Origin of the sequence: Dyella sp. (assembly GCF_036384435.1) — a bacterium.
In the GTDB taxonomy this organism is placed as follows: domain Bacteria; phylum Pseudomonadota; class Gammaproteobacteria; order Xanthomonadales; family Rhodanobacteraceae; genus GSA-30.
On the sequence record NZ_DASVMI010000133.1, the window covers coordinates 1 to 12,134 of the forward strand.

Sequence of the window (12,134 nt, forward strand, 5' to 3'; positions counted from 1 at the left end):
ACAGTTTTGGTGGCTGGAAGAAGAGCCTCATGGGCGACCACCACGCACACGGCCCGGAGTCGGTGCGCTTCTATACCCGGCAGAAAGCGGTCACTCAACGCTGGCTGTCTGGCAGCATGAGCAGTGGCGTGGAGTTCGCCATGCCCACGCATTGAGTCATCCCCTCACACAATAACCCTAAGTCCCCTGGAGCCATGCGATGGATCTCAAACAGATAAGAAAACCACTAGCCGCGAGCACGGTACTTGCACTGTTGGGACTCGCCCTAGCGCCCGATAGCCATGCCGACGACAGTCCCTATCTGTTCGGCGACTGGAACGGCACGCGCACGCGACTGGAACAGGAAGGCATCAAGTTCGACTTCGGCTACGGCTTCGAAGCGGCACACAATTTCTCTGGCGGCACCAAGCACATCACCCGCTACACCGACCAATGGAAACTGGGCGCGAGCCTCGACCTGGACAAGCTGTGGGGTTGGACCGGCGGCAAGTTCGACATCTACATCACCGACCGCAATGGTCGCAATATCGGTGCCGACGCGCAGATCGGCAACAACCAGCTGATCCAGGAAGTTTACGGCCGCGGCCAGACCTGGCACCTGACGGTCTTTGCCCTCGATCAGAAATTCTTCGACGGCAAGCTGGAGTGGCGTATCGGTCGCTTGCCGGTTGGCGAAGACCTGGCCACCTTCACATGCGACTTCCAGAACCTGACCTTCTGCGGCGCGCCTCCGGGCAATATCGTGGGCGACTACTGGGTGAACTGGCCGACGAGCCAATGGGCCACGTGGCTCAAGCTCAACACCACCGCCACCACGTACGTGAAGCTGGGTGCCTATCAGGTCAATCCGAACTACATCGACGACTCGTGGGCGCGCCGCAACGGCTGGAAGCTCAACTTCCCCGGCGGCACCACCGGCGCGCTGATGCCGCTGGAGTTCGGCTGGACCCCCAACGCCAACGGACTGCCGGGCATCTACAAGATCGGCGGGTGGTACAACAATTCCGGCGGCAAGGATCTCCTGCTCAACAGCGCGCATCAGCCGCTGGCCCTGGCCGGTGGTACCGCATTGCAGCGCAGCGGTCGCTATGGCGGCTACCTGGAAATGATGCAACAGGTCAGCGGCGATGCCGGCGGCAAGGGCACCACGGTGTTCTTCAATTTCTCGCAGGCAGACAAATACACTTCGGCCACCGATCGCCAGATCGCGATGGGCATGGAGTACAAGGGCATCTTTGATCGTCCGCGCGACTTTGTCGGTTTCGCCGTGGGCGCCACACATGCCAATAGCCGCCTGGGCGACTACCAGCGCCAATACAACGAAGCTAATCCGACCACGCCGGTGAAGGTGCTCGATGGCTACGAGTACGTCTCGGAGTTGTTCTACAACTGGTCGCCCATTGCCTCGATCAACCTGCGCCCGAACCTGCAATACATCATGCATCCAGGCGGGACCACGCAGAACCGCAACGCCTTCATCCTGGGCCTGAAGACGAGCATTACGTTCTAAAAGGCACCGCCGGGATCTTGTGGATCCCGGCTTCGCTGAAGGGCGCGAGGGCCCGAAGGTCGAGTAACGAGGGCGCACGTTCGTTCGCGCGCGGAGACATGTCCTACACGCGTAACCTGGATGACTGAGCGATCATGAGCATCCATGCGTCCTGGTTACTCGCTCCTAGCTACTCGTCGCTCATCCCTCGCGCCAGCCCGGGCCCGCCCCATGAACCATCCCATCCACAACCGGCATCCACTCCGGTAAGGTGGGTTGTCCATTGATGGGGAATGTCCATGCGCCGTACCATTTCACTGCTGTTCGCCTGCGCGATGCTGCCTGCCTTTGCCGCCAGCAATATGCCGGTCGTTACTCTCGACCAACCCGCACTGCGCCAGCTGGCCAGTGCGCCCAGTGAGGCGCAACTGCACGCGACCATTGAGAAGCTGATCGGCTTTGGCACACGCCATACGCTGTCCGACACCCAATCCGATACACGCGGCATCGGCGCGGCGCGCCGTTGGGTGAAGTCACGCTTCGAGGCGATCTCGCGCGAATGCGGTGGTTGCATTGAGGTCGTCACGCCGTCGCAAAGTTTTACCGGCAAGCGCTCGCCACAGCCCACCGAAGTCATGGATATCGTGGCGATCAAGCGTGGCAAGGGGGACCCCAAGCGAGTGATCGTGATGACCGGGCATCTCGATTCGCGCGTAACAGACGTCATGAATACTACCAGTGACGCACCCGGTGCCAATGACGATGCGTCCGGAGTAGCCGCGCTGATCGAGGCAGCCCGGCTGCTCTCCAGGGAAGACAATCAGGCCACGCTGGTTTTCGCCGCCTTGTCGGGCGAGGAACAAGGCCTGTACGGTGGCAAGGTACTTGCCGACTATGCCGTTGCCCAGGGATGGCAGGTCGAGGCCGATCTCAACAATGACATCGTCGGCAACAGCCGTGGTCAGAACGGTGCCGTCGACAATACCCTGGTACGCGTGTTCTCCGAAGGCACGCGCAGTACCGAAACGTTGGCCCAAGCCGACTATCGCCGCTATCACGGTGGCGAAGTGGATTCGCCCTCGCGCAACCTCGCGCGCTACATGGAGCGACTGGCCAACCAGTACCTGCCCGATTTCCGCGTGAAGATGGTCTACCGCACGGACCGCTTCGGTCGCGGCGGCGACCAGGTGCCGTTCCTGGAGGCCGGCTTTCCTGCCGTGCGCGTCACCGAGGGCCATGAGGATTACACCCGCCAGCACCAGGACCTGCGCACCGAAAACGGCGTGCAGTATGGCGACACCCTCGATGGCATCGATTTTCGCTACCTGGCGCGGGTGACCGCGCTCAATACCCTGACCATGGCTTCGCTTGCACGGGCGCCGGCTCCGCCCCAAGGCGTGAAAATCGACGGCGCACTGGCCACCGACACGACGGTCACCTGGAAACCACAGCCAGGCGCCGCCGGCTACGTGGTGCACTGGCGCGACACCACGGCGCCACAGTGGCAACACAGCGCGCCGGCCGGCGACGCCGACCGGCTGGTGCTCAAGGACGTGGTGATCGACGACTGGTTCTTCGGTGTGTCGGCCATTTCCGCCGATGGCTACGAAAGTCCCGTCGTGTTTCCGGGCGATGCTGGCAGCTTCGAGCGTGCTATCCCAGCCAAGTCGTCTGTTCCAGCCCGATAAGAGCGCGGATCTGGCGCCGACGGTGCGAGCCTGATAAAAAGGCGCCCGGGGCCGTACCGTGGGGAACGGTCCTCGTCCACGCACTCAGGGAAATTCATGACAAGCAAGTCCTTCCTGGCGACGTTCGGCCTGTTGGCCGCGTTCGCCTTCTCGCCCATGGTCCACGCCGACAACGCCGCCAGCGACAACGACGACGCCAAGGTCGAGGCCTTCCTCAAGACACTGCATCCGAAAACCGGCACGATCGCCATACCGCAGGCGCAGGCCACGCTCAATCTCGGGCCCAACTACAGCTATCTCGAAGCCGACGACGCCCAGCGTGTGGTCCATGACCTGTGGGATAACCCGCCGGACAAGGACATCCTCGGCATGATCCTGCCCAGCAAGGACACCAAGAGCTTGCTCGACGACAAGGCCTGGGCCGTCGTGGTGACCTATTCCGACGATGGTTACGTATCGGACGAGGATGCCACCAAGATCGACTACGGCTCCATGCTCAAGGACATGCAGGACGCTGCCCGTGAGGAGAACCCCGAGCGCCAGAAGCAGGGTTACTCGGCCATTGAGCTGGTCGGCTGGGCCGAACCGCCACGCTACGACAGTTCCACACACAAGCTGTATTGGGCCCGGGACCTGAAATTCACCGGTGCCGACGGCAAGGACGAAGGCCATACGCTCAACTACGCCATCCGCGTGTTGGGCCGCCACGGCTATCTCTCGCTCAACGCCGTGGCGCCGATCTCGCAATTGGCGCAGGTGCGGGCAGACATGCCCGACGTGGTCGCCATGGCCGATTTTGACCAGGGCAATCGCTACACCGATTTCAATTCCAGTACCGACAAGCTTGCCGCCTATGGCATCGGCGCCCTGGTCGCCGGTGGCATCGCTGCCAAGGCCGGCCTGTTCGCCAAGCTTGGAGCGCTATTGCTTGCAGCCAAGAAGCTGATCATCGTCGGCATCGCCGCGATCGGCGCCCTGTTCCGCAAGATTTTCCAGCGCAACAAGGCCAACTGATTGATTCATCGCTGTCGTCCCGGCGCCGCCTTGCGCGGCGCCGGACCTTGGGGGAGGTATACGACATGAACGTGCAAGATTGCGCAGAACCGGCGATCGATTTCACCTCGATGGCCTATGGCCAGATCCTGCCCCTGCCCGAGGCGCCATCGGCACGACCGCCTGCCGCGCCGGTGGCGGTCCCCCCGCCCCAACGCGCCACACGGCCATCCCTTCCGCGTACGACCCCGCCAACGCCCAAGCTGCCTTACTTGCTCGCGCACTGGCGCGGTGAGCTGCCACTGGTCAAAGCGTACTGGATCAATGTGTTCGCCCTGGGCTGTGGCCTGATCGTCGCCGAAAAGATGCTGCTTGCCGGGCTGCATGCCATGCGCGTCTCGCTGACCACGATGCTGGTGATTTCCATCGTGTATGCCGTAGTTCGTCTGTGCGTGGCGGCTTGGCAGATAGTCGGAACGCTACGTTCGGCATTCATGACAGGGGGCGGCTGGGCCGTCCTGGTCAATATCCTGATGGTGATCAGTTTCTTCGGCTGGATATCGACCACGCTCAATACCGTTCGCACCATCAACGCGCTGGCCGATGCTGCCACCGAGCAGCGCAGCATGAATGACTACACCGTCAGCGTGACACCGGATGGCAAGAGCCTGCTGGCCAAGGGATCGATGGGCTATGGCTTCGCACGAGCCGTGAGCACGGCATTCGCGGCCCATCCAAACCTGCGCAAGCTCACAATCGATAGCCGCGGCGGTGACGTCGAGGATGGCCAGGAACTGCACGACTATCTGGCCAGCCGCCCGGACATCACGATCGAGGTCAACCACCTGTGCGCCAGTGCTTGCACGTGGGCATTCATCGGTGCGCACGAGCGGCTGATCTCGCCCGAAGCCGTGATGGGCTTTCACCAGATGCGCTCGATGATCGATACGGATTACTCGCGCACGCATTTGCAAGGCACACAAGATCATTTCAAGGAACAGCTGCGCGAACTGGGCGCAAGCGAGAGCTTCATCAGTCAGGCCTTCGCCAGGCAGGGCAATGATGTATGGGTGCCCGACAGTCACACGCTGTTCGCCAACCACATCATCACCGGAGTCGATGAAGACGGCCACATCATCGGCGAACAGGCATGGCGCGGCGAACGCATGCTCAACCTGTACCGCAAACGGCCCGACACGCGCAACTTCGCGCTGGCGCTGGAGCGATTGCGCACGCAGCAGCCAGCGCTTTTCGACGAATGGGCCACGCATAGCGTCGACATCGCCCGCCTTCCCCAGGCCATGCATGCCAATGCCAACAACACCAATCTCTGGACCACACTGCACCGCGGTGCGCGCGTGGCTTGGACTCGCGTGCCCGACAGCGACCTGCGCCTCTATACCGCGTCCCTTCGCGATCGCCTTATCATGCTGCGCGATCACGAATCGGCGGTGGCATGCGGCAAATACGGCAGCGGCATCAGCATAGACCTGCCTCATACCCAAAAGGCCTACAACCTTGCCATCGGCGAAAGCTACGCACAGCTTTTCACCGGATCGCTGGGAGATCCGCCGTCCGCCGAGCAATACGTGAAGGGAGCTGAACAGCTGGCGAGGGAGCGCAAAAGCATCGCGATCGACACGACCGCCACCGGCGATCAACACTATGTGCAGGTATGCACCATGGACATCACCCTGCTCAACCGGCTGCTGGCATCGCCTGCTCCCGGTTCGGCCCTGGCAATGCGCAGCCTGTTCCAGCATTGATCAACTAAGGCAGCCCGAGCGAGCGCAGGAATTGATCGACCGCTCGAGTGTACGCCGAATCCTCACCCAGTTCGGCGTTGATCTGCTTATGGCTCAATGCCTGCGACGACACCTGCACGCGACCGCCTTTGCTTCGCACCGCGGCAGCAAAGGCATCGGCCTGCGAGCAGGACATCAGACGCTGTGACGAGCACACCAGCAGCATCGGCGCACCACCGGCCCGCAATCGATCCCTGGGGGATACCTGCCGCCAGAACGCCGGATCTGCCCCGAACGCCCGGTCGTAGAAAGCCGGATGCGGCGCCTGCATGATGCGCGGAATATCGTAGGCAGCGCTATCCAGCGCCACGGTGCCCAGCCAAGCATGCGCCCCCTGAGATCGTGCCAACGTGGGATCGGCGGCCAGCAGCGCCACCAGGTGCGCTCCGGCCGAATGGCCCATCAAGACCACGCGCCGGCCATCGCCACCCCATTGCACCGCGTGTTGCTGCACATAAGCCAGGGCGGCAGCGATGTCGCCGGCTTGTTGCAAAGGGTCGGCAGGCAGCATGCGGTAATCGACCGACACGAACACATACCCGGCAGCGGACCAGTGCGCCAGCTTGCTACCGGTGACGCCGGGATTGGACTTGTCGCCGATCATCCAGGCGCCACCGTGCACCATCACGATGACCGGCGCATGGTGCGCACCCGATGGCGCATAGACATCCAGGCGTTGTGCCGGAGCCTGGCCATAGGCCAGGTCGCGCCATTGGGTCTGTTCACCGGCATGGGCGAGGCTTGCAGCGAACAGCAAGCCAGCCAGCAGCATCACTTTGATGGCGTGCATGAAGTGCTCCGTTCCCGGGTTCAAGGGCAGGCGATGGTCTGGCCGGCGGCATTGGTGCAACTGCCGGTGTGCGTGATGCCGTCCTTGCTGACGGTAGTCTGGCCAGCATAACTATTCCCCTGGGCTCCGGTGGCTTGCGCGGTATGAGTGATGCCCTGCCCGGTAGCGCCGGTTGTCGAGCCACTGTAACTACCACCTTGGGCACTGTTGCCCTGAGTTGTGCGCGTGAACTGGCCACTACCATCGGCGTTGCGATTGGCCGAACCCTGGCTTGTCAGTTGCCCGCCATTCGGACCGCTGGCGCTGAAGCCGGACTGATGCTCGGCCGAGCCATCGGCGTGCCGCGTGGTCTGGCCGGCACGCGTTGCCGACCCCCCGCCTGCACCACGCCAGGCGCCGGCGCTGGCCGTGGTCACATTGCCCTGGCCATCGCTTACCGTACGACGCCCATGGATACCTGCGGCGCCGTCTGGCCCACGGAAGCCGGCCGCATGCCCGGCGGCGACGCCGCCGTTGGCCCGCACCCGGGCACCGCCCGCCCACGCCCGCCCGGACGCATCGGCATGGGTCACACATCCGACCGCCAATGCCACTCCCAGCACCATCGAAAAAACCTGCTTCATGACAATCTCCTCCCGTGTCGGGCTCAAGAGCCTGCGATGACGGCATCGTGCGACCGCCCTGGCGTAGCAGGCGTATCCGGAGCGCAAGCGAATGCAAGCAGATATTGCGTAACCCGAAGCTGGAAACATCTGATTACAACTGGGCTCGCGGCGCCCCGAAGGGCAAGGCAGAATCACTCCATGACCGACGCACCGTCCCTGCACATCCTCATCGTCGACGACGATCGCCGCCTGCGCGAACTATTGCAGCGCTACCTGGAACAACAGGGCTTCCAGGTCAGCGGTGTCGGCGATGCACGCGAGCTGGACCGTGAGCTGAGCCGGCGCCATATCGACCTGATCGTGCTTGACCTCATGCTCCCCGGTGAGGATGGCCTGTCGATCTGCCGTCGCTTGCGCGGTCAGGGGGTGGACACACCCATCATCATGCTTACCGCGCGCGGCGACGAGGTGGATCGCATCGTCGGCCTGGAGATCGGCGCTGACGATTACTTGCCCAAGCCGGGTAATCCGCGCGAACTGGTGGCACGTATCCATGCGGTGCTGCGGCGTGGCCGCCCCGCGCCGGGCAGTCCGATGCGTGAGGGCGGCGATGTCCGCTTCGGCCGTTTTGTGCTGGAACTTGGCACCCGCCGTCTGCTGCGCGACGGTCAGCCCCAACGCCTGACCACCGGCGAGTTCGCCGTGCTGGCCGCACTGGCGCAACGGCCCGGACAGCCCTTGACCCGCGATCAGCTGATGAGCATCGCGCGCGGCCGCGAGCACGATGCCTTCGACCGCAGCATGGACGTCATGCTTAGTCGGTTACGCCGCCTGATCGAAGATGACCCCAAGCAGCCGCGCTGGTTGCAGACCGTCTGGGGCCATGGCTATGTCTTCGTCCCCGAAGGTTCGTCGCCATGAACACCTCCAGCGGCTTGTTTCCGCGCCTGGTCTGGCTACTGGCCGGCGCGGTAGCGCTGGTGGCGCTGATCGGTCTTATTACGATGAGCGTTGCCAGCAGCCGGATAGGCGACGATTACGCCGAGCACATGCTGGCATTGCAGATCCAGGCCGCCGATGTCTTGATCGCACAGGGACAGGAGCAACAACTGGCCGATTTGAACGTGCAGCGTGCCAGCACGCCGCCGGCAGCTCGCTCGCCGGCACTGCGCATCGTCCGCTCGCTGCTGCAGGATGTGCAGGCACGCTGGCCGCAACGCGACCCATTCATCGCCGGCCTGCCGCTGCCAACCGTATGGATCAAGGCGCAGGCTCCTGGCAACGGCTGGATCGGCATCCCCTTGCTGGGAGTGCGCCGTCCACTGGTGCGCTCGGCCGCCGTAACGATCGGTTTTGCCGCACTGATCATCCTGCTCATGGCCGGCGCCTATGCACGCAGCCTCACCGACCCGTTGCGCCGGTTAGCGCTGGCCGCGCCCGACGTGGCAGCCGGCAAACCGCTGTCACCGCTCCCGATCCATTCGGTGCGTGAACTGGTGGAACTGCACGCCGCACTGTCGCGTGCCGCCGACGATGCGCGCAACAGCGCACGCGAGCGCGATGTGATGCTGGCCGCATTGTCACATGACCTGCGCACACCCCTGGCACGCCTGCGCCTGGGGCTGGAACTGGTTGGCGATGGCGTCGACAAGGGACTGCGCGAAGGCATGGAAGCGGATATCGAAGCCATCGACGGCCTGAGCGCACAATTCATCGGCTTCATCCGTGATGGCAGCGACGAGCCAGACGCCCCTGTGGATCTCGCCGCGACGCTACGCGAACTGCTAGCCCTCAATCGCGGTAGCGGCGGACCGCCCTGGGAAATCGATGCCCCCGAGCACGCCGTGCTGCAAGGCCACCCACTTGCGCTGCGCCGCGCGCTGGATAACCTGATCCGCAATGCGCTTGGTCATGGCGCCGCGCCCTTTCGCGCATCGCTGGTGCAGCGCACCGACCACCTTGAGGTCTGCATTGCCGATGGTGGCCCCGGCGCCCCCGAAGCGATGATCGATCAACTGGGCAAGCCCTTCGTGCGCGGCAATGTCGCTCGCAGTGACGCCATGGGCAGTGGCCTTGGGCTGGCAAGCGTCAAGCGAATTGCCTTGCAGCATGGCGGCGCGTTGACAGTACGCAATGTACCCGCGGGTGGTTTTGAGGCGCGGCTGGTGCTTAGGGTGAGGAATGAGGAGTGAGGAGTGAGTACGCCGTGTTGCAGGGTTTTCGAAACCTGCAAGGCCACGAACGCGCCTCGCGACATGGCGGCGTACTTCAAGGAACTTCGATGAGAGGTTTTTAGAGGCCCCCTTCAATCGGCCAGACTCACTCCTTACTCCTTACTCCTCACTACGCACTCCCAGCTCTTCGCCCCTTAACTCATCACTCAAAAGCACAGCACCTCAACGCAACATTTGCTTACAACCCACCACACACGCGACAAACCTTCATCGACGCCACGCCGTATCGTTTGCTCACCCAAATCGAGGAGAGAACCGATGCGTTACTCATTGTTCCTGACCGCGTTGCTCGCCGTCATGCCGTTGGCCGCCCATGCGCAAGCCACGCAAGGTACCGGCAGCATCACCATTGCCCAGATCAAGCAGCGCTTTGAAAAAGCGGACACCAACGGTGACGGCGCGCTGGATCGCAACGAGGCCAAGGCCATGCCGCGTGTCGCCCAGCACTTCGACGATATCGACGCCGATCACGATGGCAAGGTCAGCATGCAGGAAATCGGGCGCTACCTCGCCGCCATGCGCGGCAATAAATGAGCGAATCGTCATGGCAGCCCTGATTCGCCCGTTCATGTTCCTATTGCCAGTTTTCGTGATGCTGGCCGCACTCGAAGGCTGGTACCTCCAACGCAAGCACGCGCAGGGCTACGACTGGCGTAGCTACTTCGCTTCCCTGGGCGATGCCATGGGCCGGGCAGTGATCACGCGACTTCCCGGCATCGGGATCGCGGGCCTGGCTTTGGGTATCGCCCATCGCTATCGCATCACCGATATATCGATGCACCATGCATGGGCATGGCCGTTGCTATTGCTGTTGCAGGATTTTCTGTATTACTGGATGCATCGCGCTGATCATCGCGTGCATTGGTTCTGGGCCACGCACTGCGTGCATCATTCCAGCAATAGCTTCAATCTGTCTTCTGCCTATCGCCTGGGATGGACAGCGCGTATCAGTAACGGCGCCCTGTTCTTTACACCGCTGGCCCTGCTTGGCTTCCCGGTATCGGCGATTGGTGTAGCGGTATCACTGAATCTGCTCTACCAGTTCTGGCTGCATACCGAGTTGGTTCCGCGATTGGGCCCGCTGGAATGGATCTTCAACACACCGGCCCATCATCGCGTGCACCATGCCAGCAACGCCGCATACATCGACAAGAATTACGGGGGCATCCTGATCATCTTCGATCGCATGTTCGGTACCTTCGTGGCAGAACGCGCGGACGACCCATGTCGCTACGGCCTGGTGCATCCGATCGCCAGCAACAACCCGCTTAAGATTGCGTTTCATGGATGGCTGGGCTTGTGGCAGTCGTTGAGGCATGCAACCAGTTGGCGAGGCCGTTGGCTGGCAGTATTTGGACCGCCGGGCGCGAGTTGACACGCCCGCGCCCTGGCAGAAACGACGTCAGTCGCGATGCCATTTGCGATGTTGTTGCAGATTGAGGCTCTGGAGCTCCAAGCCACGACGCCGTCGCGGCTTGCTTTACGAATGAATTCGCTCTTGCACGAAGCGTTGACTCAGTGCGCCGACATATCCGCTCAGGTCAACGGAATGCCCAGGCTCTCCATCGCCGCACCGAACCCCGCCCGATCACGGTACCAATGCGCGATCAGACCAGCCTGCTCAGCGCCAATCACGTTTTCTTCCAGGTCGTCGATAAACAAGGTTGATGCCGGCACCTGCCCCCAGAACGCCAGGCAACGCTCGTATACATCGGTGAACGGCTTGCGCGTACCAAACTGAGCGCTTGTCCAGGCCGTGCCTTCAAACAGAGGAAACAAGGCCGGCGCTACCTGCGTGACGGATTGGCCGAACATCAGGGTGTTGTTGGTCAGCATGGCTACGGCGATACCCTGGTCCACCAAGCCGGTGATCCATTCCAGCATCCATGGCCGTGGGAACGTCACCGAACGACGGGCTTCGATCCACGCCTCGCGCGTGACCTGCGCACCAGCCAGGCGGCTGATCGCCGCAAGATAGGTATCCGGGTCGTAACCCGTACCCGAATCGGCTGCCAGTTCGATGCCCGAGCCGTACACGGCATACTGCATGGTCTCGGCCGACACACCCGCTGACTTGGCCATATGTGCAATGCGCCCGGCGCGATCATAATCGGCCAATACGCCATCGAGGTCGAACAACACTGCCCGAATCTTCACGCCCGCACTCCTGCCAAAACAGCGCTCATTCTAACCGGCGTCAGGTCCCACGCGGCTTGGCGCGATGCGTAGGCACTGCTGTCCAGGGATCATCGGGCCATGGGTGGCGTGGATAGCGCCCCTTGAGCTCCTTCCTGACTTCCGGATAGGTACGCTCCCAGAAGCCCTTCAGGTCCTGCGTGACCTGGATCGGGCGCCCAGCTGGCGATAAAAGATGCAATGTGACTGGCACACGGCCGCCCGCGATACGCGGCGTGTCGGCCAGGCCGAATAGTTCCTGCAATTTCACAGCCAGCACCGGGGGCTCATCAGGCGCATATTCCAGGCGACGCGTCATGCCGCTGGGTACGGTCACGCTATCGGGTGCGTGCTG

At 62.7% G+C, this 12,134-nt stretch carries 12 protein-coding genes; 8 read left to right on the forward strand and 4 right to left on the reverse strand.

Features of this window, described 5'->3' with window-relative positions; genetic code table 11:
- Positions 1 to 199 precede the first annotated feature (199 nt).
- From VF436_RS12895 to VF436_RS12910, 4 genes are all read left to right on the forward strand, one after another.
- On the forward strand, positions 200 to 1,510 hold the full coding sequence (locus tag VF436_RS12895; protein WP_330904431.1) for a carbohydrate porin: 1,311 nt from the start codon (positions 200 to 202) through the stop codon (positions 1,508 to 1,510).
- A 278-nt stretch (positions 1,511 to 1,788) separates the two neighbouring features.
- Complete coding sequence (locus tag VF436_RS12900) at positions 1,789 to 3,177, forward strand: M28 family metallopeptidase (protein ID WP_414649850.1); 1,389 nt, start codon at positions 1,789 to 1,791, stop codon at positions 3,175 to 3,177.
- Positions 3,178 to 3,273: 96 nt separating this feature from the next.
- On the forward strand, positions 3,274 to 4,191 hold the full coding sequence (locus VF436_RS12905; protein WP_330904432.1) for a DUF2167 domain-containing protein: 918 nt from the start codon (positions 3,274 to 3,276) through the stop codon (positions 4,189 to 4,191).
- A 65-nt stretch (positions 4,192 to 4,256) separates the two neighbouring features.
- Complete coding sequence (locus VF436_RS12910; RefSeq protein ID WP_330904433.1) at positions 4,257 to 5,936, forward strand: hypothetical protein; 1,680 nt, start codon at positions 4,257 to 4,259, stop codon at positions 5,934 to 5,936.
- A 4-nt stretch (positions 5,937 to 5,940) separates the two neighbouring features.
- Here VF436_RS12910 and VF436_RS12915 read toward each other — a convergent pair whose 3' ends face one another.
- Entirely contained in the window at positions 5,941 to 6,765 is an 825-nt protein-coding gene (locus VF436_RS12915) for an alpha/beta hydrolase (protein WP_330904434.1), read from the reverse strand.
- Positions 6,766 to 6,785: 20 nt separating this feature from the next.
- On the reverse strand, positions 6,786 to 7,388 hold the full coding sequence (locus VF436_RS12920; protein WP_330904435.1) for a hypothetical protein: 603 nt from the start codon (positions 7,386 to 7,388) through the stop codon (positions 6,786 to 6,788).
- A gap of 180 nt (positions 7,389 to 7,568) precedes the next feature.
- Between VF436_RS12920 and ompR the strand changes: the two genes are divergently transcribed.
- The 4 genes from ompR to VF436_RS12940 all read left to right on the forward strand — a co-directional run bounded on the left by ompR (position 7,569) and on the right by VF436_RS12940 (position 10,979).
- A complete protein-coding gene (gene ompR, locus VF436_RS12925) occupies positions 7,569 to 8,291 on the forward strand; it encodes a two-component system response regulator OmpR (RefSeq protein WP_330904436.1) in 723 nt (240 codons plus the stop codon).
- A complete protein-coding gene (locus tag VF436_RS12930) occupies positions 8,288 to 9,562 on the forward strand; it encodes an ATP-binding protein (RefSeq protein WP_330904437.1) in 1,275 nt (424 codons plus the stop codon). Before ompR ends, VF436_RS12930 begins: the two co-directional genes overlap by 4 nt.
- Before the next feature lie 300 nt (positions 9,563 to 9,862).
- On the forward strand, positions 9,863 to 10,138 hold the full coding sequence (locus VF436_RS12935; protein WP_330904438.1) for a hypothetical protein: 276 nt from the start codon (positions 9,863 to 9,865) through the stop codon (positions 10,136 to 10,138).
- 10 nt (positions 10,139 to 10,148) lie between these two features.
- Positions 10,149 to 10,979, forward strand: coding sequence for a sterol desaturase family protein (locus VF436_RS12940; RefSeq protein WP_330904439.1), 831 nt, complete (start codon positions 10,149 to 10,151; stop codon positions 10,977 to 10,979).
- A 161-nt stretch (positions 10,980 to 11,140) separates the two neighbouring features.
- Here VF436_RS12940 and VF436_RS12945 read toward each other — a convergent pair whose 3' ends face one another.
- Both VF436_RS12945 and VF436_RS12950 read right to left on the reverse strand, forming a co-directional pair.
- Positions 11,141 to 11,761, reverse strand: a complete 621-nt coding sequence (locus tag VF436_RS12945; RefSeq protein WP_330904440.1) for an HAD family hydrolase — start codon at positions 11,759 to 11,761, stop codon at positions 11,141 to 11,143.
- A gap of 40 nt (positions 11,762 to 11,801) precedes the next feature.
- Positions 11,802 to 12,134, reverse strand: a 333-nt coding sequence (locus VF436_RS12950; protein WP_330904441.1) for an ATP-dependent helicase C-terminal domain-containing protein, incomplete at its 5' end; no start/stop codon positions are given.